Origin of the sequence: Amycolatopsis sp. NPDC057786 (assembly GCF_042797905.1) — a bacterium.
Classification (GTDB): domain Bacteria; phylum Actinomycetota; class Actinomycetes; order Mycobacteriales; family Pseudonocardiaceae; genus Amycolatopsis.
Window position 1 is genome coordinate 1 of the sequence record NZ_JBHVKW010000104.1, and the last position, 22,908, is coordinate 22,908.

General features: G+C 69.2%; 26 protein-coding genes. 17 read left to right on the plus strand and 9 right to left on the minus strand.

Going from position 1 to position 22,908, the window contains the following annotated elements; all coding sequences use genetic code 11:
* Positions 1–242 precede the first annotated feature (242 nt).
* Positions 243–1,178: a DMT family transporter gene (locus ACFVM3_RS34815; protein WP_378444148.1), complete on the plus strand. Its 936-nt coding sequence runs from the start codon at positions 243–245 to the stop codon at positions 1,176–1,178.
* Here the strand turns inward: ACFVM3_RS34815 and ACFVM3_RS34820 are convergent.
* Positions 1,103–1,609 carry a GNAT family N-acetyltransferase gene (locus ACFVM3_RS34820; RefSeq protein WP_378444180.1) on the minus strand — a complete coding sequence of 169 codons (507 nt, stop codon included), beginning with the start codon at positions 1,607–1,609 and terminating at the stop codon, positions 1,103–1,105. The genes ACFVM3_RS34815 and ACFVM3_RS34820 overlap by 76 nt on opposite strands.
* A 134-nt stretch (positions 1,610–1,743) precedes the next feature.
* Between ACFVM3_RS34820 and ACFVM3_RS34825 the strand changes: the two genes are divergently transcribed.
* Positions 1,744–1,944, plus strand: coding sequence for a hypothetical protein (locus ACFVM3_RS34825; RefSeq protein WP_378444149.1), 201 nt, complete (start codon positions 1,744–1,746; stop codon positions 1,942–1,944).
* A gap of 21 nt (positions 1,945–1,965) precedes the next feature.
* On the opposite strand, the gene ACFVM3_RS34830 is transcribed toward ACFVM3_RS34825, so the two are convergent.
* Complete coding sequence (locus ACFVM3_RS34830; RefSeq protein ID WP_378444150.1) at positions 1,966–2,325, minus strand: VOC family protein; 360 nt, start codon at positions 2,323–2,325, stop codon at positions 1,966–1,968.
* Positions 2,326–2,415: 90 nt separating this feature from the next.
* Between ACFVM3_RS34830 and ACFVM3_RS34835 the strand changes: the two genes are divergently transcribed.
* From ACFVM3_RS34835 to fgd, 5 genes are all read left to right on the plus strand, one after another.
* Entirely contained in the window at positions 2,416–3,609 is a 1,194-nt protein-coding gene (locus ACFVM3_RS34835; protein WP_378444181.1) for a zinc-dependent alcohol dehydrogenase, read from the plus strand.
* A gap of 60 nt (positions 3,610–3,669) precedes the next feature.
* Complete coding sequence (locus ACFVM3_RS34840) at positions 3,670–4,086, plus strand: CBS domain-containing protein (protein WP_378444151.1); 417 nt, start codon at positions 3,670–3,672, stop codon at positions 4,084–4,086.
* Between the two features lie 98 nt (positions 4,087–4,184).
* Complete coding sequence (locus tag ACFVM3_RS34845; RefSeq protein WP_378444152.1) at positions 4,185–4,631, plus strand: hypothetical protein; 447 nt, start codon at positions 4,185–4,187, stop codon at positions 4,629–4,631.
* Positions 4,632–4,674: 43 nt separating this feature from the next.
* A complete protein-coding gene (locus tag ACFVM3_RS34850) occupies positions 4,675–5,151 on the plus strand; it encodes a DIP1984 family protein (RefSeq protein WP_378444153.1) in 477 nt (158 codons plus the stop codon).
* Positions 5,152–5,485: 334 nt separating this feature from the next.
* Positions 5,486–6,490: a glucose-6-phosphate dehydrogenase (coenzyme-F420) gene (gene fgd / locus ACFVM3_RS34855; protein ID WP_192745079.1), complete on the plus strand. Its 1,005-nt coding sequence runs from the start codon at positions 5,486–5,488 to the stop codon at positions 6,488–6,490.
* 56 nt (positions 6,491–6,546) lie between these two features.
* Here fgd and ACFVM3_RS34860 read toward each other — a convergent pair whose 3' ends face one another.
* Positions 6,547–6,960, minus strand: coding sequence for an SsgA family sporulation/cell division regulator (locus ACFVM3_RS34860; RefSeq protein ID WP_034319553.1), 414 nt, complete (start codon positions 6,958–6,960; stop codon positions 6,547–6,549).
* A gap of 470 nt (positions 6,961–7,430) precedes the next feature.
* Here ACFVM3_RS34860 and ACFVM3_RS34865 point away from each other — a divergent pair, with 470 nt between their 5' ends.
* The 5 genes from ACFVM3_RS34865 (at position 7,431) to kstD (ending at position 12,410) form a co-directional block, all read left to right on the plus strand.
* Positions 7,431–8,354 (plus strand): tetratricopeptide repeat protein, encoded by a 924-nt coding sequence (locus tag ACFVM3_RS34865; protein WP_378444182.1) that lies wholly within the window; start codon positions 7,431–7,433, stop codon positions 8,352–8,354.
* Positions 8,355–8,414: 60 nt separating this feature from the next.
* Entirely contained in the window at positions 8,415–8,930 is a 516-nt protein-coding gene (locus tag ACFVM3_RS34870) for a winged helix-turn-helix transcriptional regulator (protein ID WP_378444154.1), read from the plus strand.
* A 48-nt stretch (positions 8,931–8,978) separates the two neighbouring features.
* Positions 8,979–9,497, plus strand: a complete 519-nt coding sequence (locus tag ACFVM3_RS34875; protein WP_378444155.1) for an SRPBCC family protein — start codon at positions 8,979–8,981, stop codon at positions 9,495–9,497.
* Entirely contained in the window at positions 9,497–10,534 is a 1,038-nt protein-coding gene (locus ACFVM3_RS34880) for an LLM class flavin-dependent oxidoreductase (protein WP_378444156.1), read from the plus strand. Before ACFVM3_RS34875 ends, ACFVM3_RS34880 begins: the two co-directional genes overlap by 1 nt.
* Before the next feature lie 130 nt (positions 10,535–10,664).
* Complete coding sequence (gene kstD / locus ACFVM3_RS34885) at positions 10,665–12,410, plus strand: 3-oxosteroid 1-dehydrogenase (protein ID WP_378444157.1); 1,746 nt, start codon at positions 10,665–10,667, stop codon at positions 12,408–12,410.
* On the opposite strand, the gene ACFVM3_RS34890 is transcribed toward kstD, so the two are convergent.
* Positions 12,398–12,865, minus strand: coding sequence for an anthrone oxygenase family protein (locus ACFVM3_RS34890; RefSeq protein ID WP_378444158.1), 468 nt, complete (start codon positions 12,863–12,865; stop codon positions 12,398–12,400). The two genes, kstD and ACFVM3_RS34890, sit on opposite strands and share 13 nt — an antisense overlap.
* 37 nt (positions 12,866–12,902) lie before the next feature.
* Here ACFVM3_RS34890 and ACFVM3_RS34895 point away from each other — a divergent pair, with 37 nt between their 5' ends.
* Positions 12,903–13,502, plus strand: coding sequence for a TetR/AcrR family transcriptional regulator (locus ACFVM3_RS34895; protein WP_378444159.1), 600 nt, complete (start codon positions 12,903–12,905; stop codon positions 13,500–13,502).
* A gap of 90 nt (positions 13,503–13,592) precedes the next feature.
* Positions 13,593–14,132, plus strand: coding sequence for a TetR/AcrR family transcriptional regulator (locus tag ACFVM3_RS34900; RefSeq protein WP_378444160.1), 540 nt, complete (start codon positions 13,593–13,595; stop codon positions 14,130–14,132).
* 232 nt (positions 14,133–14,364) lie between these two features.
* Here the strand turns inward: ACFVM3_RS34900 and ACFVM3_RS34905 are convergent, their stop codons facing one another.
* Positions 14,365–15,927, minus strand: coding sequence for an amidase (locus ACFVM3_RS34905; protein WP_378444161.1), 1,563 nt, complete (start codon positions 15,925–15,927; stop codon positions 14,365–14,367).
* A gap of 347 nt (positions 15,928–16,274) precedes the next feature.
* Entirely contained in the window at positions 16,275–16,967 is a 693-nt protein-coding gene (locus ACFVM3_RS34910) for an IclR family transcriptional regulator (RefSeq protein WP_378444162.1), read from the minus strand.
* 228 nt (positions 16,968–17,195) lie between these two features.
* Here ACFVM3_RS34910 and ACFVM3_RS34915 point away from each other — a divergent pair, with 228 nt between their 5' ends.
* Positions 17,196–18,593, plus strand: coding sequence for a serine/threonine-protein kinase (locus ACFVM3_RS34915; protein WP_378444163.1), 1,398 nt, complete (start codon positions 17,196–17,198; stop codon positions 18,591–18,593).
* Here the strand turns inward: ACFVM3_RS34915 and ACFVM3_RS34920 are convergent.
* Both ACFVM3_RS34920 and ACFVM3_RS34925 read right to left on the minus strand, forming a co-directional pair.
* Positions 18,568–19,425 carry an LLM class F420-dependent oxidoreductase gene (locus ACFVM3_RS34920; RefSeq protein ID WP_378444164.1) on the minus strand — a complete coding sequence of 286 codons (858 nt, stop codon included), beginning with the start codon at positions 19,423–19,425 and terminating at the stop codon, positions 18,568–18,570. The genes ACFVM3_RS34915 and ACFVM3_RS34920 overlap by 26 nt on opposite strands.
* A 26-nt stretch (positions 19,426–19,451) precedes the next feature.
* Positions 19,452–20,642: a cytochrome P450 gene (locus ACFVM3_RS34925; protein WP_378444165.1), complete on the minus strand. Its 1,191-nt coding sequence runs from the start codon at positions 20,640–20,642 to the stop codon at positions 19,452–19,454.
* A gap of 106 nt (positions 20,643–20,748) precedes the next feature.
* On the opposite strand from ACFVM3_RS34925, the gene ACFVM3_RS34930 reads away from it, so the two are divergent.
* Complete coding sequence (locus tag ACFVM3_RS34930) at positions 20,749–21,825, plus strand: TetR/AcrR family transcriptional regulator (RefSeq protein WP_378444166.1); 1,077 nt, start codon at positions 20,749–20,751, stop codon at positions 21,823–21,825.
* Here the strand turns inward: ACFVM3_RS34930 and ACFVM3_RS34935 are convergent.
* Complete coding sequence (locus tag ACFVM3_RS34935) at positions 21,822–22,346, minus strand: GNAT family N-acetyltransferase (protein ID WP_378444167.1); 525 nt, start codon at positions 22,344–22,346, stop codon at positions 21,822–21,824. The genes ACFVM3_RS34930 and ACFVM3_RS34935 overlap by 4 nt on opposite strands.
* 79 nt (positions 22,347–22,425) lie before the next feature.
* Between ACFVM3_RS34935 and ACFVM3_RS34940 the strand changes: the two genes are divergently transcribed.
* On the plus strand, positions 22,426–22,797 hold the full coding sequence (locus ACFVM3_RS34940; RefSeq protein ID WP_378444168.1) for a winged helix-turn-helix transcriptional regulator: 372 nt from the start codon (positions 22,426–22,428) through the stop codon (positions 22,795–22,797).
* Positions 22,798–22,908: the final 111 nt, after the last annotated feature.

The following is a 22,908-nucleotide window of genomic DNA, read 5'->3' on the forward strand; positions in this document are numbered from 1 at the left end:
GCGCCTGTCGAACGGGTGGTGTATCTTGCGCGCCCGCGAATTGTGAGCAGGCCCGCGTGGCGATCTCCCGGGCGTGTACTGATCGCCTCGGAAACCGGCCGGGGCCGCCTGCCCCGGCGCCCACGGCCGGGGCTTCGGAACATGTAGGACCGCTTAACGTCGGTGTAGATCTTTTCACTTGTCCTGACGAGTCGCCCGAGGCAGCTTGAAGAGGTATCGAGCCGCCCGGCGAAAGGAACGAAGTGAGCATCGGCGCGCCGGGAACCCTGATCCGGATGGGCGTTCTCGTCCTGTTGTGGGGATCGGGATTCCTGTGGATCAAGATCGCCCTGACCGGGTTGCCGCCCGTTCAGGTGACCGTCATCCGCTGCGCGCTCGGCGCGGCCGTCCTTCTCGTGCTGAGCCGCTGGGCCGGGCAACGCCTCCCGCGCGGCCGCCGGATCTGGGTTAGGCTCCTCGTCGCCGCCTTCTTCTGCAACGCCTTGCCGTTCGCGTTGTTCAGCATCGGCGAACTCACCGTCGACTCCGGTGTCGCTGGAGTGATGAACGCGACGACTCCGCTGTGGTCGCTGCTGATCGGCATCGGGATCGGCACGGAACGCCGGATCACCGCGATCCGCGCCGGCGGGCTGGTCCTCGGTTTCGCCGGCATCCTGCTGATCTTCGCACCCTGGCAGAAGAGCGGACTGCTCGGCTGGGGGACCCTGGCACTGCTCGGCGCCGGGATCAGCTACGCCGTCGCTTTCGCTTACATGGGAAGGAAACTGGTCGGCGAAGGCGGTCCGATCGCGATCTCCGCCGCGCAACTGCTGACCGCCACCGGGCTGAGCGCGCTCGCGCTGCCGTTCGACGCCGCCCCGTCCGGACCGCTGAACGTGACCGCGGTGGTCGCCGTCGTCGTCCTCGGGATCTTCGGCACCGGCGTCACCTTCTACCTCAACTACCGGCTCATCGCCGACGAAGGCGCGACCTCCGCGGCGACCGTCGGCTACCTGCTGCCGGTCGTCTCGGTCGCGCTGGGCGCGCTCGTGCTCGGCGAGGAACTCGGCCCGCGGGTGCTCGCCGGGATGGCCGTGGTGCTGCTCGGAGTCGCCCTGACCCGCTACGTGAGGTCTTCGGCGAGCAAGTCCATCAGCAGTCCGTCGTGCCAGCCTTCGCCGTCGGTGTCGCGTTCGTAGCGGCGCATCACCCCGACCTCGCGGAAGCCGACGGCCTTGTAGCAGCGGATGGCGGCGTCGTTGTCCACGGCGGGATCGATCACCAGCCGATGGTGCCCGCGATCGTGCAGGAGATGCCGCGCCATCGTGCGGACGGTGTCCGTGCCCAGCCCGCGGCCGTGGGCCGCCGGGTCGAGGAAGAGGTCGACCGACGCGTGCCGGTACATCGGGTCCTCCTCTTCGCCGTACTGGACGAAGCCCCGGACGACGCCTTCTTCCAGGACCGTGAAACAGGTCGTCGTGGGGTCGTCGAACGGCCAGGTGGGGGAGTCGTCGACCGAACCCCAGCGCGCCCCGACCTCGGCGGTGCCGCGGATCCGCCGCAAGTCCGGGACATGGGCCTCGGTGACCGGGGTCAGGGTCACGAACTCCCCGCGCAACTCGGTGGTCAGTTCCCGCTCCGTCCGCTCGTCCGAATGGCGCCAGTCTAGGGAGAAACCGGCTGGGGCGCCGCCGGGACCGCAAGAACGCGGGGGCTTTCGCCGCCGGAATCGGGTATCAACGAAAGGGACGACGGAGGTGGGTCATGGGGAACCCGTTCGAGGAAATGCGTCCGGTGGAGGAACTGGTCGACGGTGGGGCGACCGCGGTGCGCGCGGCGGTGCTGCGCAAGGCGACCGAAGCGGTGGTCTCGAACGCCCGCGACGCGACCGATTGCCGGATGCTGCTGGAGATGCTGGGGCTGCATTCCGAAAGGCCGGTCCGGACCGACGACGAGGCCGCCTGAGCCGTGGGTACTGGGTGGGTTTCAGCGCCGCGGCAGCACGCAGAATTCGTTCTCCTCCGGGTCGGCCATGACCACCCAGTCATCCGATTCGGGGTCTTCGAGGATCTTCGCGCCGAGTGACACGAGCCGGGCGACCTCCTCGCGCTGCTCGAGTTCGGTGGGCGCGATGTCGAGGTGCAGCCGGTTCTTGCCCGACTTCCCCTCGGGGACCGGCTGGAAGAGCAGGCTCGGCACGTCGGGGCTCTTCAACTCGACATAGGTCACCCCGTTACCGTCGGTCCACCGTTCGGTCTCGGGGTAGCCGAGCGCTTCCTTCCAGAACGCGGCCAGCGCTTCGGCCTCACGGCAGTCGACGGTGACGGCGAGCATCCGGGTTCGCATGAATCCACGGTGGCACGGAACGGCGAGGTTTGCCGGATGCGCGGACGGGCATCCGGCGGGGGAGCAGAGCCACTCGCCGAAGGGAGCACCATGAAGGCCGTCACCTGGCACGGGAAACGCGATGTCCGGGTGGACACCGTCCCTGATCCGAAACTGGCCGAACCGACCGACGCGATCGTGCGCATCACCTCGACCGGTATCTGCGGTTCCGACCTGCACCTTTACGAGGTACTCGGTGCCTTCATCGACGAGGGCGACATCCTCGGGCACGAGCCGATGGGTGTCGTCGAAGAGGTCGGGTCCGGGGTGACGAACCTGAAACCCGGCGACCGCGTCGTGATCCCCTTCAACATCTCCTGCGGCCACTGCTTCATGTGTGACCGCGGCCTTCAGTCGCAGTGCGAGACCACGCAGGTCACCGGCCGCGGCAAGGGCGCGGCGCTGCTCGGCTACACCAAGCTCTACGGCCAGGTCCCGGGCGGCCAGGCCGAATACCTGCGCGTCCCGCAGGCCCACTACGGCCCGATCAAGGTGCCGGACGGCCCGCCGGACGAGCGTTTCGTGTACCTCTCCGACGTCGTGCCCACGGCTTGGCAGGCCGTCGACTACGCGAACATCCCCGAGGGCGGCACGGTCGTGGTGTTCGGGCTGGGCCCGATCGGCCAGTTCTGCTGCCGGATCGCGAAACACCGGGGCGCGGGCAAGGTGATCGGCATCGACCTGGTGCCGGAACGGCTCGCGAAGGCCGCCGCGGCGGGCGTCGTCACCTACGACACGCGTGAGCACAAGAACCTCGGTGACGTCATCCGCGAGACCACCGGCGGCCGGGGAGCGGATTCGGTGATCGACGCCGTCGGGATGGAGGCGCACGGCGCCCCGGTCGGGCGGCTGGCGCAGAACCTCGTCGCCCTCCTGCCCGACCCGATCGGCGCGAAGATCACCGAGAAGGCCGCGATCGACCGGCTCAGCGTGCTGTACGCGGCCATCGACTGCGTGCGGCGCGGCGGGACGATCTCGCTGAGCGGCGTCTACGGCGGCATGGTCGATCCGCTGCCGATGATGGAGCTCTTCGACAAGCAGATCACCCTGCGGATGGGGCAGGCCAACGTCCGGCGCTGGATCGACGACATCATGCCGCTGATCACCGACCCCGCCGACCCGCTCGGCGTCGAGGGTTTCGCGACGCACAAGCTCCCGCTGGCGAAGGCACCGTACGCCTACGAGATCTTCCAGAAGAAACAGGACGGCGCGGTCAAGATCCTGCTGGAGCCGTCGGCGGCTTGAGGTGTCGGCCCGCGGATGCCGGGTATCCGTAAGGCGGATCCCGACGAAAGGAGCGATGCGATGACCACGGCACGAGAGATCATGACCGCGGGCGCGACCTGCGTGTCCGAGTCCGAAACCGTGCTCGACGCGGCGAAGAAGATGGCCGCCGAGTCGGTCGGCGCGGTCCCGATCTGCGGTGAGGACGGCAAGCTCAAGGGCATGCTGACCGACCGCGACATCGTGGTGAAGGTGCTGGCCGAAGGCAAGGACCCGCGGGCGCTGCACGCCTCGGAACTCGCACAGGGCGAGGCGGTGACGATCGGCGCGGACGACGACGCCGAGGAGATCATGCGCACCATGGCGAACCACAAGGTCCGGCGGCTGCCGGTGATCGACGGCCACAAGCTCGTCGGCATCGTGGCACAGGCCGACGTGGCGAGGGCCCTGCCCAACCCGGACAGCGGCGAGCTGGTGGAAGCACTGTCCTACGACTGACCCGCCATACACCTTCGGTGGCGTTCTTCGACATCGAAGGCTATGCACCCGTGTGGCTCTCCGGACTCGAGACGATCCGGAGGGCGCACGGGGATCGTTTGCGCGCACTGGTGGGCCGCCGGCTCCGGCACGTCCACCTCACCTGGTTCGTCGAGTACGACGAATGGCTCCAGGACGCGCCCGTCGTGGTCGACTTCGGTGCCGAACGGCTGGAGATCACGCACTGGAAGTTCGACGAGCTTTCGCTGACCTGGAACACGATCGACCCGTACGGGAAGTCCTCGTGGGACTGGGGTGATCCGGCCGAGCCGAGCCCGCTGCGATGGCGGCGGGATGTCTTCCCGGAACTGTCCGCTTTGGAGGATCATGTGCTCCAGGACGTCGAATTTCTCGAATGCGTGAGTCCGGATATGGCCGGGGGCATGGTGGCGCTCGGGTTCGTCTTCCCGCACGGCCGGTTCACCGTCTTCAACGCCTTGGACGAGAACGGGATCGAGTTCACCGAACCGGACTCGTCCTACCGCAGGCATTCCCTGTCGGGCTGAAAACGGGATGCGTCGATCTTCGATCTTGGTGATACTTCCCGGCATGTCCCGGATCAAGCTGGCCGAAGCGCTCGCGCTGCGCGCGGACGCGACCAAGAAGGTGGAGGCACTGCGCTCCCGGATCGTCGACAACGCGCGGCATCAGGAGGGCGAGGAACCGTCGGAGGACGCGTCCGCCCTGCTCGTCGAAGCCGAAACCGCGCTGGACGAACTGGAATCACTGATCCGGCGGATCAACCGGACGAACTCCGCGACCCCACTCGGGGAGGGCACGATCACCGACGCGATCGCGCGCCGCGACGTCCTCCGGCTCAGGCACGGCGTCCTCACCGCGGCCGCCGACGCCGCGGCAGGCCGCAACCAGGGCGGCTACGGCCGTCAGCTTCGGTCGGAGCTGCGGTACCTCGCCGCGCTCCCGGTCGCGGAGCTGCGGTCCCGCGCGGACCGGGTCGCGGGGGAGATCCGGGCGGTCGACGTCGAGATCCAGCGCACCAACTGGGAGACCGACCTCCTGGACTGAACGTGGAAAGCAGGTAGCCCTCCGGGAAGCGGGCACAAGCCGAGGGCCGGCGGTACTCCGGCCCACTCCTGGTACGTGGCGGGCAGCGTGGGGTTCGACTCCCCGATCACAACTCCGCCCAGCACCACGCACAGGTGACGGCGCAAACGGCACAGTTCATCACCACGTGCCGGTCCCGGAAGGCGAGGGCGGGTACGGGGCCTTTCCACGCGCATTCCCGGTGACACAGTGGTGTTCCCGACACTCTTCACCCCGTCGAGGCATGGGCGGAGCCGATCGACTCTGTGCCAAGGTGAAGAGCGGAACAACCCAAGAGCCCAGGTGGTGACCCCGGATGGCACTGAAGATCGGTTACAAGGCGTCGGCCGAGCAATTCGGCCCGCGCGACCTCGTCGAGTACTCCGTGCTCGCCGAGCAGGTCGGGCTGGACAGCGTGATGGTCAGCGACCATTTCCAGCCCTGGCGGCACCAGGGCGGGCACGCGCCCTTCTCCTTCGCGTGGATGGCGGCGGTCGGTGAGCGCACCGAGCGGGTCGTGCTCGGCACCAGCGTGCTGACGGCGACCTTCCGCTACAACCCCGCCGTGGTGGCACAGGCGTTCGGCACCCTAGGCAGCCTGTACCCGGGCCGGGTGCTGCTCGGCGTCGGCAGCGGCGAGGCCCTCAACGAGGTCGCGGTCGCCCGGATCGAGTGGCCGGCGTTCAAGGAGCGGTTCGCGCGGCTGCGCGAGGCGATCGAGCTGATGCGCAAACTGTGGTCGGAGGAGCGCGTCACATTCGAGGGCGAGTACTTCCAGACCACCGACGCCACCGTGTACGACCGCCCCGAGGGCGGCGTGCCGATCTACATCGCCGCCGGTGGCCCGGTGATGGCGAAGTACGTCGGCAAGCAGGGTGACGGTTTCATCTGCACCAGCGGCAAGGGGATGGAGCTCTACACCGAGAAGCTGCTGCCCGCGGTGGCGGAAGGCGCGGAGCAGGTCGGCCGCAGCACCGGCGACATCGACAAGATGATCGAGATCAAGCTGTCCTATGACCCGGATCCGGCGCAGGCGCTGGAGAACACCCGGTTCTGGGCGCCGCTCTCGCTGACGCCGGAGCAGAAGGCCGGTATCGAGGACCCGGCGGAAATGGAGAAGGCCGCGGACGCGCTGCCGATCGAGCAGGTCGCCCGCCGCTGGATCGTCACTTCCGACCCGGCGGACGCCGTCGAGCAGATCAAGCCGTACGTCGAAGCGGGCTTCAACCACCTCGTCTTCCACGGTCCCGGCCATGACCAGGAGCGCTTCCTGCGCTCGTTCTCCGAACAGGTCGTCCCGGGTCTCCGCGAACTCGGCTGATCCGGCGCGGATGGCGGCATCGCGGGAGGCGGTGCCGCCCCTGGGGGTCAGGTCTGTCAGGACTCGGTGACGAGCTTGCCGATCTCCTGGTCGAAGTCGAACCATTCCGGCTCGGAGCCGGCGGGCACGACGTCGTAGGTGCGGTCGAGGAACTCGGCCAGCTCCTGCGCCGGAGCTTCGAGGACAGCGCAGCCGTCGGGCGCGCTGAGCGCGAAGATCACGATCGAGGTGTCGTCGGCCGGGCTGATGATCACGTCGCCTTCACCCGATGGGGTGAGAAGTCCGTCCGCGAGAAGGTCACGGCCGAACATCCACCGCACCGTCCCGCCGCCAGAGTGGTAGGCCACCACGACGGCGTACGGGTCTTCGGGGTCGTATTCGAGGTCGGCCCGCACCGGGAGCGGGTCCGCACCGAAAGTGCGCAGGCCGAAGACGATCGTCCCCCGGATGAGGTCGCTTTCCCTGTCCAATGCTTCAGCCCCTTACGTTCGGTTGCTGTTGATCTTCAGCTATGGATAACGCAATGTGAAGCCTTTTCGTGACCCGAGTTGACAAGGTTCACACGTTCGGCTGAGAGCTGCGTCTCATGTGCTCACGCACCGTCTTCGGCGGGCACGTGCGGTGAGCAAGCAGGAAAGGCGATCAGCCGTGCAAAAGAAAGTGACTTCGCACGTGCATATTCCGATGAAGGAAATATGGGCAGTCATTTGGCGGAGTGAATCAGTATTGTTGGCGGTTTAACATCAGCACGCGTCGTTCAAATGTTTCCAGGAGACCGGCGCGGCTCAGTCCTGGACCTCGGCGAGCGTGATCGTTGCGGATCGGGAGGGAGCGATAATGGGCGTACGAATCACCGTCGTCATTCCCGGTTCACCGGGTTTCGGGACCGCGCCGTCGGTGCCACGCGTCCAGGGGCGCCGCCGTGATTGACCGGCTCCCGATGCGCGTCGGGCAGGCCGACGTCGACCGGCTGGAGGGCGTCATCGCCGCGCTCCGGGCGCGCGACTACCGGGAAGGCGGCGGTTCCTGCCGGGAGCTGCTGCGCGTGCTGGAGCCGTACGGCGCCGCGCTGCGACGAGGAATGATGTCCGACCCGCTGGCCCGGCGGCTGGCAGGCGTGGTCGCGGATCTGCACAACCTGAAGGGCTGGACGGAATTCGACTCGGGGCGCCCGGTGCGGGCGGAGCGGCATTTCCGTCGCGCGCTCGATCTCGCGGCGGAGGCGGGCGACGACGACCTCCTCGCCAACATCCGCTACCGGCTCGGCCGGATGTACCTGCATCACCGGTCGCCGTCGGAGGCGCTCGAGCAGTTCGGTCAGGGACAGGTCGCGGCACGCCGCGCCGGACGGCCGCTGTCGCAGGCGATCCTGTCGGCGAACGAGGCGTGGGCCTACGCGCTGCTCGGTGACGTCCGCCGGGCGCTCGACAAGATTTCCCTTGCCCCGGAACAATTCGCGGACTCCGCGGGCGATGCCGTCCCGTCGTGGTCGGCCTTCTTCACGGCCACCGACCTGGCCGCGATGATCGGCACGGTGCGCACCGAACTCGCCAGGCTCGTCGACGTCCGCCACAGCCGGAAGGCCATTCCCGCGCTCACCGAAGCCATCGAGGGCTACGGGCCGGACATGGTGCGCAGCCGGTCGCTGACGATGATCTGGCTCGCGGTCGACCACGCGCTGGAGGGCGATCTCGACCGGGCGGCGGAGGTCGGTCTCGCCGCGATGGACATCGCGGACGGAATCCGTTCCGCGCGGACAAGAGATCGTTTACGGCCACTGTCGGAAAGCGTGCGGAAGCGGGTGGGCGATATAAACGCGCGAGATATCCTTGACCGGATCGCAACATTTCGGGCCAGTGCCTGAGCGCCGGAGAATGGGTGCGGGAATGACCGGATCAATTTCGCCGGGCGTAGGCTCGCGGGTATGAAACGGACTTCGTTCGCGCAGTGGCCGTGTTCGATCGCGCGCACCATGGACCTGCTCGGCGACTGGTGGACGCCGCTGGTCCTGCGGGAGGCGTTCTACGGGATCCGCAGGTTCGACGAGTTCCAGCAGCAGCTCGGCATCGCGCGGAACACCCTCGCCGACCGGCTGCGCCGCCTGGTCGCGGAAGGGTTGCTGGAAAAGCGCGCCTACCAGGCCGACCCTGTCCGTTACGACTACGTGCTGACCGAGAAGGGCTCGGATTTCTACGGGGTGCTCGCCGCCATGTCGCGTTGGGGTGACCGCTGGCTCTCCGGGGACGACGGGCCGCCCATCACCCTCCATCACGAGACCTGCGGGCACGACACCCACGCGGAGGTCGTCTGCGCGCACTGCGCCCGGCCGCTCACCGCGGAGAACACGCGAGCACGGCTCGGCGCGGGTTATCCGCCGAAGCTCGCGAACCGCCCCGACGTCGTACGCCGATTTGCCGCGCAAGAGGGTTTGACAACGTAAGTTCATCTACGCAACTATCGAGGTCACAGCCATGGGAGGGTGACCACGATGGAGTGGACGGGCGCCAAGTACGCCGACAGGCCGACGGTCGAGGTGCAGGCGTGGGTCGACGCCGCCCCGGAGCGGGTCTGGTCGATCGTGTCCGATGTGCGCCTGATGCCCGAAATGAGCCAGGAACTCCAATCCGCCGACTGGTGCGACGGCGCGGCAGGCGAAGCCACCGTCGGCAGGCGGTTCATCGGTCACAGCAGGCACGACGCGTTCGGCGAGTGGCAGACGACGTCGTATGTCGTCGAATGCGAGGCACCGCGTGTCTTCGCCTGGGCGGTGCAGGATCCCGAAACGCCGACCGCGGTGTGGCGCTTCACGCTGGAGCCCGAGAACGGCGGCACGAAGCTCCGGCAGTGGATGCAGATGGGGCCGGGACGGTCCGGTCTGTCGCTGGCCATCGACCAGATGCCGGACAAGGAGGAGAAGATCGTCTTCGTCCGGCTGCGTGAGTTCGAGAACGCGATGACCGGTACTCTCGCCGCGATCAAGGAGCGTGCCGAGGCGGACGGCGCGTGATGCGGACGGCGACCACGGTCGAGGCGTCCCGCGGCTGGCGGGAGACGCTGGATTTCGTGCTGGAGGCCGAACGGCTCGGTCTCGACGAGTGCTGGGTCGCCGAGGCCTGGGGTTCGGACGCGCCGTCCGTGCTCGGCTATCTCGCGGCGCGGACCGAGCGGATCCGGCTCGGCTCGGGCATCATCCAGCTCGGCACCCGGACCCCGGTGGCGATCGCGCAGACCGCGCTGACCCTCTCGGAGCTTTCCGGCGGCCGGTTCGCCCTCGGGCTCGGCGCGTCGGGGCCCCAGGTGATCGAGGGGCTCCACGGGGTGCCTTTCGCCCGGCCGCTCACACGGATGCGGGAAACGGTCACGATCATCCGCCAGGCGTTCGCGGGGGAAAAGATCTCGTTCTCCGGCAAGGAATTCGAGATCCCGCTGCCGGGCGAGAGCAAGCCGATGCGGCTGTCGGCGGCGCCGAATCCGGATATCCCGATCCATCTGGCCACGCTCTCGCCGAAACTGCTGGAGCTGACCGGCGAGATCGCGGACGGCTGGCTGGGCACCAGTTTCGTCCCCGAGGGGGCGCAGGCCTATTTCTCGCATCTCGACGCCGGTCTCGCGAAATCCGGCCGGACGCGGGCGGACCTCGAGGTCTGCCAAGGTGCCGAGGTCGCCTTCGCCGCGGACGAGGACGAGTTGCGCGGGATGGTCGCGGGTCGCAAGGCCGAACTCGCGTTCAGTCTCGGCGGGATGGGTTCGGCGAAGACGAACTTCTACAACAACGCCTACAGCAGGCAGGGCTGGGCCGAGGCGGCCGCGGCGGTGCGGGAGCGCTGGCAGGCGGGCGACCGGGAAGGCGCCGCCGCGCTGGTGACCGACGAGATGGTGCTCGGTACGACGCTGATCGGTACCGAACCGATGGTCGCCGAACGGTTGCGCGTCTGGCAGGACGTCGGGGTCGACACCGTGCGGCTGTACCCGGCGGGGGAGACGGTCGCCGACCGGCTCACCACTCTCGGCCGGGCGCTGGATCTGGTCCGCGCGTTGGGCTGAATGTCCGCGCCGGTTGAGGTGACCGGCCGAGCGCGGCGGGTCGCGTCTGCTCCAAGCGGGTAGAACTTGTTTCACTTTTGTCGCCGTCCGGAGAACATGACCTCGCTCGATCCCCACGCGAGGAGGATTCATGGGTCCCGATTCCGGTCTGTCCCGGCGCCAGGTCCTGCTCGGCACCGGGCTCGCGCTCGCTTCGGGGCTGCCGCTGGGCGGGACGGCTTCGGCCGCCTCCGCGGTACTCGGCGAGTACGACGTCGTCGTGGTCGGGGCGGGCGCGGCGGGGATGACCGCCGCGCTGACCGCGGCGAAACGCGGGCTCAGCTGCGTGGTGCTGGAGAAGGCGGCGAAGTTCGGTGGTTCGGCCGCCCGGTCCGGGGCGGGGATCTGGATTCCGTGCAATCCGGTGCTGGCCGAGGCCGGCGTCCGCGACTCCCCGGAACAGGCCGCACGGTACTTGGCCGCCGTGGTCGGCCCGTCGATCCCCGCCTCGCGTCAGCAGGCGTTCCTCGCGAACGGCCCGTCGATGCTGTCGTTCGTGATGGCCAACAGCCCGCTGCGGTTCCGCTGGATGGAGGGCTACAGCGACTACTACCCGGAGCTGCCCGGCGGGATGCCCGGTGGCCGCTCGATCGAACCCGACCAGCTCGACGGGAACATCCTCGGCGCCGAACTGGCCAATCTGAACCCGCCTTACCTCGCCACGCCCGCGGGGATGGTCGTCTTCAGCGCCGACTACAAATGGCTCGCCCTGGCCGCGGTCAACCCGAAGGGCGCCGCGGTGGCGGCCGCCTGCCTCGCGCGCGGCACAGCCGCCGCGCTGGCCGGGCAGAAACCGCTCACCATGGGGCAGTCGCTGGCCGCGGGACTGCGGGCCGGGTTGCAGCGCGCCGGGGTGCCGGTCCGGCTGAACACGCCGTTGACCGATCTCGTCATCGAGAACGGGAAGGTCACCGGGGTGGCCGTCACGGCGGGCGTGGTGAAAGCCCGGCGCGGCGTCATCGTCGGCTCCGGCGGTTTCGAGCACAACGCCGCCATGCGGGCGGAATACCAGCGCCAGCCGATCGGTACACAGTGGACGGTCGGCGCCCGGTCGAACACCGGGGACGGGATCCTGGCGGGAAAGCGGGCCGGAGCGGCACTGGATCTGATGGACGACGCCTGGTGGGGGCCGGCGATCCCGCTCCCCGGCGAACCGTACTTCTGCCTCGCCGAACGGACTCTGCCCGGCGGCCTGATGGTGGACGCGGCCGGCAAGCGATTCGTCAACGAGGCGGCGCCCTACAGCGACGTCGTGCACACGATGTACGACCGGAACCCGACGTCGCCCACCATTCCCGCGTGGCTGGTCGTCGACCAGCACTACCGCAACCGGTACCTTTTCCGGGACGTCGCGCCGCTGTTGCCGTTTCCCGACGAGTGGTACTCGGCGGGAGCGGTCAAGAAGGCGTGGACCGTGGAATCGCTCGGCAGCGCGATCGGTGTTCCGCCGCAGGCGTTGCGGGCCACGGTCAACCGGTTCAACGGGCAGGCACTGTCCGGTGTGGACAGTGATTTCCGCAGAGGTGCCAGCGCTTACGACCACTACTACACCGACCCGTACGTCCTGCCGAACTCGTGCCTCGCGCCGCTCTGGGAGCCGCCGTTCTACGCCTTCAAGATCGTCCCGGGCGACCTCGGCACCAAGGGCGGGATGCGCACCGACGCGCGGGCGCGGGTCCTGCGGGCGGACGGCTCGGTCATCCCGGGCCTGTACGCCGCCGGGAACGCCAGCGCGGCGGTGATGGGCAACAGTTACGCGGGGGCGGGATCGACGATCGGCCCGGCGATGACGTTCGGGTATGTCGCGGCGAACGATCTCGCGGATCAGCCCGGCTGATTTTTCAGGCGTGAAACGGCGATGACGAGCACGAAAGCGATGAGCGCGGCGACGGTCCGGACGACGTTGAAGGTCTCCCACTGATCGAGGATCGCCGCGTGGTCGGGCGGTGCCGAGGTGACCGCCCAGACCTTGATCCGGCCGTTGATGGGCACGTTCCCGAAGCGGGTGACCAAGAACGACGTCACGACCAGTGCCGCGGCCACGCCGGCCAGCTGCCGCGGCCGTCCTCGGCTCAGGAACGCGAGTGCGAGAGAGCTGATCGCCGCGAGCGCCATCGCGGTCTGCATGACGACGCCGTTCCGCTGCATCAGCGCGGTGTGGAAGGTCAGCCGCACGTCGAGCGGGACGACGTCGAACGTCGCGGCGACGTTGACGGCGCCGTAGCCGAACGCCCCCGCGAGTAGACCTGTCGACAGGAGGGCGACACCGGTTACCCAGCTTAACTTTGACATGCTGTCAAACATAATGGCCTGGGTTAAGGTTGACAACATGTCCGAGCTAGCCGAGGGGCGGCAGAGGCGACGGCGGACCGACGCCGATCGCAGTGTCGCTTCGATTCTCGCCGCGGCCAAGGAAGTCCTTGGCACACAAGCCCATGCGAGTGTCGAGGACATCGCGAGAGCGGCCGGGGTGAGCAGGCAGACCGTCTACGCGCATTTCAAGACGCGCGAGGCGCTCCTGAGCGCGGTGATCGACGCGGTGTCCGAGGAGGCCGCGAACGAGATGGACGCCGCGCGGCTCGACGAAGGTCCCGCTGTCGACGCCATGCTGCGCCTGCTCGACGTCGGCTGGCGGATGTTCCGGCGCTATCCGCTGTTGCCCGCCGGCGCCGCCGAAGAGAACGACCCCGAAGCAGACCGGGACCGGCATTCGGCGGTGGCGGATCATCTGGACCGGCTGCTCACCCGCGGCAAGGCGTCGGGGGAGTTCGACCAGGGCCTCGCGAATCCCTGGCTCGTCACCGCGATCGTCGCGCTCGGTCACGCCGCCGGACACGCCGTGGACGCGAAGCAGTTGGCGTTCGAAGACGGCGTCGACGCGCTCGCCGAGAGCGTGCTGCGGCTCTGTGGTGCCGCTCGGCGGGACTGACGGACACGGAACGCCCCGAAGCGCTCACAGCCGGTTCCGCACCCGTTAAGGTGGGGCGTTCACGTGGCATCAAGGGCTGGGGGGTCCGCCATGATCAACAAACGTGCCTATCACCACGGGGATCTTCGTCGTGCGCTTGTCCTCGCCGCACGGGAGCTCCTCGTCGAACGAGGTCCGGAGGGAGTGAGTCTGCGCGCCGCGGTCGCGAAGGTGGGTGCCTCCACCGCGGCGCCGTACCGGCATTTCCGCGACAAGGACGCGCTGCTGGTGGCGGTCGCGTTGGAGGGGCACGCCGAAGTGCAGGACCGCCTGCGGGCCTGCGGTGCCGGGACGGTGACCGCGCTCGGGCGGACCTACCTCGGCTTCGCTCTGGAGAATCCGGCGCTGTACCGCTTGATGGCGGGTGCCGCGATCGGTGACCGTGCCGCGTACCCGGAACTGGCCGAGGCGCACCGGGCGACCTGTGCGCTGCTGGCCGACCGGGTGGGGGAGCGGAACGACCCGGATGGCTTCGCCGTCACGCTCTGGTGCCTGCTCCACGGGCTGGCCACGCTCGCGATCGACGGCCACGTCGAGCGGGAGGCGGCGGTTGCCGAGGTCGAGCGCAGTCTTGGGCTTCTGGTCCATTAGCCGAGGGGGGTGAGGCAAAGTGGCTCCCGGGGGCACTGTGTGGATTTTGGGGCGTTGGATGACCAGAAATCCACACGGTGCCCGCGTGACCGGTCCGGTCACGCGGGCAGGCCGTCGGAGACGTGAGGTGGTGTGGGGAATAGAGACGTTGAACGTCCCCACACCCCTCACCCTCGGTAACACTCACGTGCCGCAAGCTCATCCGGACGCCCGGATCACCCGCGACCCCGGTTCAGCCGATGGACGGGATGAAGGTCGGCAGCCGCCGGACCTTCGTGTCCTGCTCGAAGGCGTAGGCGATGGCCAGCAGTGACGGTTCGCTGAACCGCCCGCCCATGATCGACAGTCCCAGCGGCAACGGTCCGGCGTACGCCATCGGAACGGTCATGTTGGCGTAGCCCGACACGGCCGCCGGGCCGGACGAGTCGATCAACAGCGCGCCGTCGCCGACACCGAGCCGCGTCTTCCACGCGGCGTTGTTCGTCGGTGCCACGATCGCGTCGAGTTTCTCGCCGCGCAGCGTTTCGTCGAGGCCCCGCCGGGCGGCGCTCGTCGCGGCTTCCCGCATCGCGCGGTAAGCCGGATCGGTGAGATCGCCGGTGGTGGCCTGGGACCGGTCCCACAGGTTGTGGGTCCAGTACGGCATTTCGACCGCCGCGTGGTCCAGGTTGTACTGGATCAGTCCCGCCAGGTCGGCGGGATGTCTGCCGCCGGTGGAGGCGAGGTAGGCGTTGATGTCGTGTTTGAACTCGGTCCTGATCGCGGGGAACTCGTTGGCCGCGATGACGTCCAGATAGGGGATGGTGATCTCGACCGTGGTCGCGCCGAGCTTCCGGAGTTTGCTCAGCGCCTGCTCGAACGCCGCCTTCGTCGTGTCGTCCGGTGTGTAGACCTCGCGCCAGACGCCGATGCGCTTTCCGCGCAATGCGTTGGGGCGCAGGAATCGCGTGTAGTCGTCGAGGGACTGCCGGGCGGCGTCGACGGTGATCGGGTCACGACGGTCGGCCCCGTTGAGGGCGGCGAGCAGGATCGCGGCGTCGACCACGTTGCGCGCCATCGGGCCCGCCGTGTCCTGCTGTTTCGACACCGGCACGATCCCGCTGCGGCTGACGAGCCCGAGGCTCGGCTTGACGCCGACGATGCCGTTGGCGCCGGACGGGCAGCTGATCGAACCGTCCGTCTCGGTCCCGACGGCGACGGTCGCCAGGTGCGCGGCGACGGCCACTCCCGGACCGGACGACGAGCCGCACGGGTTGCGGTCGAGGACGTAGGGGTTGGCGGTCTGCCCGGCGAGCGGGCTCCAGCCGTTCGACGAGCTGGTGGAGCGGTAGCTCGACCACTCGGACAGGTTGGCCTTGCCGAGGATGACCGCCCCGGCCTCGCGCAGGTTTTCGACCACTCCGGCGTCGCGGTAGGGGCGGGATTCCAGCAGAGCCGTCGAGCCCGCCGTGGTCGGCTGCCGGTCCGCGGTGTCGATGTTGTCCTTGAGCAGCACCGGAATACCGTCCATGGGGCCCTTCGACCGGTGCCGGTGCCGACGCGCGTCGCTTTCCGCGGCGAGCCGCAGCGCGTCCGGGTTCGTGGTGAGCACCGCGTGGAGCGTGGGGTTCAGTTTGCGGATCCGCTGCAGGTAGAAGGCGGTCAGCTCGACCGAAGACAGCCGTCCGGAGCGCATCGCCCGCTGCAGATCGGGGATCGTCGCCCGCTCCAGGTCGATCCCGGCCACCACGGGGCGGCCGGAAGGTCCCGTGGCCCATGCCGGGACGGCCGTGGTGGCCGACGCGACCGACACCATGACGAGAAACGTGGCAACGGCCGCACCACGTCTTTTCCAGTAATGTCTTTTCAAGGAATTCCCTCCTGTTCGAAAGAATTCCTGAACAGTACGTGCGCCGCTCCGGTTCGGAACCCGTGGCGAAAAGCGGGGAACGGTGAATTAATCGCCGCTCCGCCGCCGGTCCCGTACGCGATCGGTCACGCAAACAGCCTGCCGGGCAAGGGTGATCTTGATTTCGGCACTGGGCGGCGCCGGTCGCGGACGCACGGTGAGGTGATATTCGTGGTTTCCGTCGGAAATATTCCGCCCGTTTTCGGCGAGTCATCCGGTTTCGCGTTGATCGCGGATTGTTCGCGGTTCGCCGATCATCCGGCCCGGTCCGGCCGTGCGCGTTCGGCGAGCGCGGCGCCGAAGGAGCGTGCGGTGCTCGTCAGCCCGGCCACCGCGGACACCGGGTCGCGGCGGGCGGGCAGGACGGCGGCGAGTGCCGCGCCGACCCGGCCGTCCGGGGTCCTGATGCCGACGGCCGCGCAGCAGAGTCCTTCCGTGATCGTCTCCGATTCGGCCGCGTACCCGGCCGCGCGGATGTCCAGTGCTTCCGTGTCCGGTTCGGCGAGCGCGGGGTGGTGGGCGGCGAGGAGTCGTCCGGCGGCGGTCCCCGGCGGAAGCGGGCGGCCCGGCCACACGGGGACGTCGTCGGCGGGGAGGACGGCGCCCGCGGCGACCAGCGCGCGACCTTCCCGCGGGACCACGAGCACCAGGCTCGCGCGCATCCGCGCCGAAAGCGACGGCAGCCGCTCCTTGGCCAGCTCCCGGAGGTCGGGCAGCCAGAACCGGCCGAGACGGAACACCCGCGAACCGATCCGGTAGCCGCGGCCCGCCCGCTCGACCGCGCCCAGGTCGGCCAGCTGGTCCAGAAGCCGGTGCGCGGTGGTCTTCGGTAGCCCGGTGGCCCGCACGAGCTGGGTCAGCCCGGCCTGTCCGCCGTGTTCGTCGAGCGCTTCGAGCAACGCGAACGCGCCTTCGAGCACGCCGCGTCCGCCGAGGGGTTCCCGCATCGCCGCCCTTTCCCGGAAAAGGTCACACCGGAGAAGTAAAGTGCGCCCACCGCGGGACGGGATACGAACTTCCGGGCAGCCGATGGGGCGGTGTTCCGCTGAACGGCCTCTCCGCCGACGTGACCGACACCGCCCCGGAAACCACCCTGCCGGGTCCTGCCTCGCGACGCGTTCCTGGCATGCTGGCAAGGTTCGCGCGAACACCACAGCTCCAGGGGGACGTCGATAATGGAGGAGATCCGCCGCCTCGCCGACCGGTTCGATCTCATCGAGCCCGTCGGCGGTGGCTCCATGGGCACCGTGTGGCGGGCGCGCGACGAGAACCTGGAGCGCACGGTCGCGGTGAAGGAACTCCTTCTGCCGCACGGAGCCGGTGAGCAGAAGGCCGACGAGGCCAAGAACCGCGCGCTGCGCGAGGCGCGTATCGCCGCGCGGCTGGTGCATCCGCACGCCATCACCGTCTTCGGCGTGATCGACGAGCAGGACCGCCCGTGGATCATCATGGAGTACCTGCCCTCGACCAGTCTCGCGGACAAACTGCGCGAAGGGCCGATGGAGGTCGAAGACGTCATCCGCCTCGGCATCCAGCTGTGCTCGGCGCTGGCGGCCGCGCACCGGGCGGGCATCGTCCACCGCGACATCAAGCCCGGCAACGTCCTGATCGCCCACGACGGCACCGTCAAGATCACCGACTTCGGGATCTCGCGGGCGATGGGGGACGTCCAGCTCACCGCGACCGGCGAGATCTCCGGGACACCGGCGTTCCTGGCGCCGGAGGTGGCCCGCGGCGAGGACGCCACGTCCGCCTCCGACGTGTTCTCGCTCGGCGCGACGCTGTACACCGCCCTCGAAGGCGGCACGCCGTACGGCACGGCCGAGAACCCGATCGCGTTGCTGTACCGCGCGTCGAGCGGCGAGATCACTCCGCCGGCCAAATCGGGGATCCTGACTCCGCTGCTGAACCGGCTCCTCGACGTCCGGCCGGACAGCAGACCGACGATGGCCGAGACCGAGCGGGAGTTGCGGGCGCTCGCGGCGGGGGAGCCGACGACGCTCGTCGCCGAAGAACCGCCGCCGAAGGCGCGTAAGGGAATGCTGATCGGCGTGATCGCCGTGTTCCTCGTGCTCGCGGCGGCAGCCGCCGCGGCCGTGGTCGTGGTGCTCAGTCGCGACGAGGAGACTCCGTCCGGCCAGGCGCCGCCGCCGGCCTCCCAGTCGCAGCCCGCCGTCCCGACCACTTCGGAGCCGGTCGCGCCGCCGCCTTCGCCGTCGTCCGCGCCGCCCTCGACACCGTCTTCGTCATCCTCGTCCGCGCCGCCCCCGGCACAGACGCCGGGGCAGGCGCTCACGGCGTACTACGCGCTCATCCCGGGGAATCTCGAGGCCGGGTTCGCGACGCTGACCGACAACTTCAAGCAGAACAGGAAGCAGAGCTTCGAGCGGTATTCGAGCTACTGGAAGCAGTTCAGCGCGGTGACCGTGTCGAACGTGACCGAATCCGGCAACACGGTGACGGCGACGCTCACCTACGTGCGGGCCTCCGGCGGGACCACGACGGGGAGGGAGACGTTCGTCCTGGTCCAGCAGGGTGGCCGGTACCTCATCGACTCCCAGCGGGCAGGCTGAGTTTCCCGGCGAGGCGCTGGAGCCAGGCCTCGACTTCCTCGGGGGAGCGGTCCGGGAGGCCGAAGATCGTCTCGGTGACCCCGGCCGCCTCCAGTTCGGCCAGGTTCTCCGGATCCGGGCGGACGCCGAGCGCCGAGATCTCCGGTTCGCCGGCACGGCCCTCTTCGCGCCAGATCTCGCGTAGCCGCTGGGCTTTGTCTTCGATGTCGGTGTCACCAGGGGTGGTGAGCCAGCCGTCGGCCGATTTCGCGATCCAGCGGAACGTCTTCTCCGTCCCGCCGGCGCCGACGATCACGGGGATATGCGCTTGAGCCGGTTTCGGCCACGCCCAGCTGGCGCCGAACGACACGAACTCTCCCGCGTACGAGGCTTCGTCCTGCGTCCAGAGCGCGCGCATCGCTTCCAGGTACTCGCGCAGGACGGTTCGCCGTTTGCCGCCGGGGACGCCGTGATCGGCCAGTTCGTCGACGTTCCAGCCGAAACCGACGCCGAGGGTGACCCGCCCGGCCGAGAGGTGGTCGAGGCTGGCGATCGTCTTCGCCAGCGTGATCGGGTCGCTCTCGACCGGGAGGGCCACCGCCGTCGCGAGCCGGATCCGGGTGGTCACCGAGGCCGCCGTGGCCAGCGCGACCCACGGGTCGAGCGTGCGCAGGTAACGGTCGTCGGGCAGCGACGAGTCGCCGGTGCGCGGATGCGGAGCCTCCCGTTTGACCGGGATATGCGTGTGTTCCGGCACGTGGAAGGTGTCGAAGCCCGCGACTTCGGCCGCCCGCGCGGCGGCCGCCGGACTGATACCCCGGTCACTGGTGAACAGTACGATCCCGTGTCTCACAGCCGGTCACGTTATTAGAACGTGTTTCAGTTTGCAACCGTGGCATGCAGCGTGACCGGCAGTGCGTTCAGCCGCCAGGTGCCAGGATCCGGGATCCGGAGCAGTCCGTCGGCGAGGGCGAGATCGGGGAACCTGCGCAGCAGGGCGGTCAGCGCGACCTCGACCTGAACTCTGGCCAGGGAAGCGCCGAGGCAGAAGTGCGGCCCGTGGGCGAAGGCGAGATGCCAGGCGGGGCCCGCCGCTCGCCGGATGTCGAAGACGTCCGGGTCCGGGAATGCCCTCGGGTCCCGGTTCGCCGCCGCGATCGCGACGGTAACAGGTTCTCCTTCGGGGATGAGGACGTCGCCGATCCGGACGTCCGTGGTGGCGAACCGGGGGATCGTCAGCAACTGGGGACTCTGCCAGCGCATCACTTCCTCGACCGCGCCGGGCATGAGCGCCGGGTCCTCGCGCAGCTCGGCCAGCTGTTCGGGGTGCGAGAGCAGGATTTCGACGGCGTTGGCGATGAGGTTGCCGGGCACCTGGCCGCCCAGGACGAGTTGCCAGACCAGGGCGACCAGTTCGGTTTCGCTGAGCCTGTCGCCGTCTTCGGCCTGGATCCGGATCAGTTGTGAGACGACGTCTTCGCCCGCTTCGAGTTTCCGGTCCGCGATGGCGGCGAGCGCGCCCTCGACGATCCCGGGGACCGCTTTCGCGAGCCCGGCGCCGTCGCCCGCCGAGACCAGCGCGCCGTATTGGCGCCACCGCGGGCGGTCGGCCGCGGGGATGCCGACCAGTGCGCAGATCACGTCGACCGGCAGTGGTCGCGCGAAGGCGGTGACCAGGTCGATCCGGTCTTCCCCGGCGAGTTCGTCGAGGAGGTCGTCCACGAGCCGCTCGATTTCCGGGCGGAGAGCGGCGGCCTTGCGCGGGGTGAACGCGGGCGCGACGAGCCGCCGGAGCCGGAGATGCTCCGGACCTTCGACCTCCTGCATCGTCCGCATGTACGGGCGGCAGTGGTCGGGGATGTCCATCCGCTGGTAGCTGTCCGCGCTCAGGGCGAATCGCGGGTCGCTCAGCATCTTCCGCGCCTCCTCGTGGCGCAGTACCGCCCACAGGGAGAGTCCGGGCGCGCTGAGCTTGGCGATCGGAGAGCGCTCGCGGACCGGTCCGTAGGCGGTGAACGGGTCGCGCAGGACTTCAGGGTCGGTCAAGAGGATCTCGGGAACGTCGGACAAAGTGGCTCTCCCAGTTCGGATGTTCAAATCAGATGTTCTCATCATCTGAATGGTCAAGGTATCTTGATCCGCGTCTGAGGGCAACGTTCCGGTTGAGGGGAGGCCGATGGTCCGGCTGAGCAGGGCGGAGGCGCAGGAACGCAACCGTGCGAAGGTGCTGGCCGCCGCGCGTGACGAGTTCGCGTCGCAGGGTTTCCGGGACGCCAAGATCGACGTCATCGCCGAGCGGGCGGAGCTCACTCGCGGCGCGGTCTACTCGAACTTCCCGGGAAAACGCGCGCTGTACTTCGCCGTTCTGGCCGAGCTGGCCGAAGAGGCCGCGGGGGCGCCGCACGCGGTGCCCGGCGAGACGCTCGCGGGCGCGCTGGGCGCACTGGCCAGGTCGAGAGTGGCCGCGTTCCCCCTGGACGACGATCAGGCGGGCCTCGCTCGTGACCTGATGCCGGAAGTGCTCGCGGACGAGCGCGTCCGGCGGCCGTTCGCTCAGCTGGTGAAGCTCAACGGCCTGCTGCTCGGCCTCGCGTTGGAGCGGCTCGACCCGCCGGAGCGGCCGCCGGGGTCACCGATCCCGCGCCGGATCCGGCTCGCGGAGACCGTGCTGACCACCCTGCACGGCGCCGGCCAGCTTGCGGCCGCCGCGCCTGGGTTCGTCGAACCCTTCGACGTCGTGAGTGCCTGTGAACGGCTGGCGGGCCTGGCCTTCAACGATTGGTGGGCGCCGCCGGTGATCGCGCCCGCGGCGCAGCCGGCCGACCGGCCCTGGTCACCGCCAGGGGCCGTCGATCTCGTACGCGCCGAATCCTTCGTTCCCGCCGACGGCGTGGTCGTCGTCCTGGGCACCCATCGGCTGGCCGCCGCGGAAGAGGCCGTCCGGGCTTCCGGCGGTGATGTCACCGTCGTCGTCGTGACCAGTGAGCCCGCCGAGCTGGTGCCGTTGACCCGGCTGATCGTCGCGGAAGTCTGCGGCGGTCTGCGGCAGGCCTTCCCGGAACCGTCCTGGCCGCGACCGCGCGTGGTGTGCGACCCGGCCGGGACGCTGGCGGCGGCCGCGGGAGTGCTCGCGGTCAGCGACGAGACGGAGGTCGCGATCCGGGTCGAACGAGGCCGGATCATCGCCACGGCGGACGGGCGCGGAGCGGGACACGCCGTCTCGGGCGAAGTGTCCCGTGTGGACACCGCCTAGACGATGTCCGTGTGCCGGATCCGGTACACCTGCAGGCGAAGCCCGTAGTACTTGTCGGTTTCCCCGACCCAGACCATCCCGAGCCGTTTCGCGGTCGCGATGGCGCGGGTGTTGTTCGGCCGCGCGACGGCGAAGAGCTCGTCCGTGTCCTGGGTGAACGCCCAGCCGATCAGCGCGCGGGCGGCCTCGGAGGCGTAGCCCTCGCCCCAGGCGTCCGGATGCAGCTGCCAGCTGATCTCCAGGTCCTCTTCGTACGGTGGCAGCAGATGGATGCCCAGCCCGCCGACCACGACGCCGTCCTCCTTGCGCTGCACCGCCCATCTCCCGCGCGGCGGCACGAGATTCGGCTGCGCCTGTTGCCAGGCCTGCAGAACCGAACGCATGGCCGCGGCGTCGGTCACGCGGTCCATCGCCGGGGTTAGCCACCGGGTCACGTCGGTGGTGCCGTAGATCGCCAGCGCGGCTTCGGCGTCGTCCTCGGACCAATCACGGACGACGAGCCTTTCGGTGGTCAAGTCCATAACAGAACGTTACGCGCACCGGCGCGGCAGTGGGGTGTCCGGATCATGACAACTCGGCAACCCGGCGTACCTTGGCCTCATGCGCGCCGACGCCTCGACGACGACCCCCGAACAGGCCTGCCCGATCGCTCCGGTGGTCGACCTCGTCTTCAGCCGCTGGACCACGCCGATCCTGTGGGCGCTCAACGAATTCGGCAGGCAGCGGTTCGTCGAGCTCGAGCGGCGCATCGGTTCGATCACGCCGAAGGTGCTGACGCAACGGCTGCGCCAGCTGGAACGAGACGGCCTGCTCACCCGGACGTATCACGCCGAGGTGCCGCCCAGGGTCGAGTACGAGATCAGCGAACTCGGCCGGAGCCTGGCGCCGCTTTTCGCGACCCTCGCGGACTGGTCGACGGAGAACCTGCCGAAGGTGGAAGAGGCCAGGTCGGCCTACGACGCCGCCTCCTGAGCCGGTCGCCGTGGTGGCTCGCTCGAACGGACGACACGCGTGATTGCATGGACGACACGCGTGATTGGATGGACGACTCGCGGCGGCATCACTGGTGACACTGGGACGGTT

Bases quoted from the DNA above. Each gene is read 5' to 3' on its own strand.
- ACFVM3_RS34930 (WP_378444166.1), top strand. From the start codon at position 20,749: ATGGTCCGGCTGAGCAGGGCGGAGGCGCAGGAACGCAACCGTGCGAAG.
- ACFVM3_RS34940 (WP_378444168.1), top strand. From the start codon at position 22,426: ATGCGCGCCGACGCCTCGACGACGACCCCCGAACAGGCCTGCCCGATC.
- ACFVM3_RS34910 (WP_378444162.1), bottom strand. From the start codon at position 16,967: ATGCGGGAACCCCTCGGCGGACGCGGCGTGCTCGAAGGCGCGTTCGCG.
- ACFVM3_RS34825 (WP_378444149.1), top strand. From the start codon at position 1,744: ATGGGGAACCCGTTCGAGGAAATGCGTCCGGTGGAGGAACTGGTCGAC.
- ACFVM3_RS34870 (WP_378444154.1), top strand. From the start codon at position 8,415: ATGAAACGGACTTCGTTCGCGCAGTGGCCGTGTTCGATCGCGCGCACC.
- ACFVM3_RS34900 (WP_378444160.1), top strand. From the start codon at position 13,593: ATGATCAACAAACGTGCCTATCACCACGGGGATCTTCGTCGTGCGCTT.
- ACFVM3_RS34890 (WP_378444158.1), bottom strand. From the start codon at position 12,865: ATGTCAAAGTTAAGCTGGGTAACCGGTGTCGCCCTCCTGTCGACAGGT.
- ACFVM3_RS34935 (WP_378444167.1), bottom strand. From the start codon at position 22,346: ATGGACTTGACCACCGAAAGGCTCGTCGTCCGTGATTGGTCCGAGGAC.
- ACFVM3_RS34850 (WP_378444153.1), top strand. From the start codon at position 4,675: ATGTCCCGGATCAAGCTGGCCGAAGCGCTCGCGCTGCGCGCGGACGCG.
- ACFVM3_RS34895 (WP_378444159.1), top strand. From the start codon at position 12,903: ATGTCCGAGCTAGCCGAGGGGCGGCAGAGGCGACGGCGGACCGACGCC.
- fgd (WP_192745079.1), top strand. From the start codon at position 5,486: ATGGCACTGAAGATCGGTTACAAGGCGTCGGCCGAGCAATTCGGCCCG.
- ACFVM3_RS34865 (WP_378444182.1), top strand. From the start codon at position 7,431: ATGCGCGTCGGGCAGGCCGACGTCGACCGGCTGGAGGGCGTCATCGCC.
- ACFVM3_RS34830 (WP_378444150.1), bottom strand. From the start codon at position 2,325: ATGCGAACCCGGATGCTCGCCGTCACCGTCGACTGCCGTGAGGCCGAA.
- ACFVM3_RS34835 (WP_378444181.1), top strand. From the start codon at position 2,416: ATGAAGGCCGTCACCTGGCACGGGAAACGCGATGTCCGGGTGGACACC.
- ACFVM3_RS34840 (WP_378444151.1), top strand. From the start codon at position 3,670: ATGACCACGGCACGAGAGATCATGACCGCGGGCGCGACCTGCGTGTCC.
- ACFVM3_RS34915 (WP_378444163.1), top strand. From the start codon at position 17,196: ATGGAGGAGATCCGCCGCCTCGCCGACCGGTTCGATCTCATCGAGCCC.
- ACFVM3_RS34875 (WP_378444155.1), top strand. From the start codon at position 8,979: ATGGAGTGGACGGGCGCCAAGTACGCCGACAGGCCGACGGTCGAGGTG.
- kstD (WP_378444157.1), top strand. From the start codon at position 10,665: ATGGGTCCCGATTCCGGTCTGTCCCGGCGCCAGGTCCTGCTCGGCACC.
- ACFVM3_RS34880 (WP_378444156.1), top strand. From the start codon at position 9,497: ATGCGGACGGCGACCACGGTCGAGGCGTCCCGCGGCTGGCGGGAGACG.
- ACFVM3_RS34905 (WP_378444161.1), bottom strand. From the start codon at position 15,927: ATGGTGTCGGTCGCGTCGGCCACCACGGCCGTCCCGGCATGGGCCACG.